General features: G+C 60.6%; 1 protein-coding gene. It reads left to right on the top strand.

What is annotated here, in order from left to right:
• Positions 1 to 231, top strand: a 231-nt coding sequence (locus tag AF337_RS43455) for a hypothetical protein (RefSeq protein WP_160320404.1), incomplete at both ends; no start/stop codon positions are given.

Raw genomic sequence — 231 nt, 5'->3', positions numbered from 1 at the left:
ACAGATCGCCACGTTCACGCAGCGCGAGCACCAGCTCGCCGTTTCGGCGCTGGCACACCTCGGCGAACACAACGACGTCATCTATGTCCAGGCGCTCTATGACATGAGCCCGGCCAACTACCAGCGCGGACTGCGCCTGTGGTTCCTCGAATTCGGCAAGTGCACGTTCAAGGCCAACGAATCCGGCAAGGGTGGCGTGTTCATCTATGCCAAGAGCAAGGCCAGCGATGT

Source organism: Rhizobium ecuadorense (assembly GCF_001187535.1).
GTDB lineage: Bacteria > Pseudomonadota > Alphaproteobacteria > Rhizobiales > Rhizobiaceae > Rhizobium > Rhizobium ecuadorense.
Note: the sequence above shows the minus strand (reverse complement) of the source record. Positions and strands in the feature narration are given on the sequence as shown.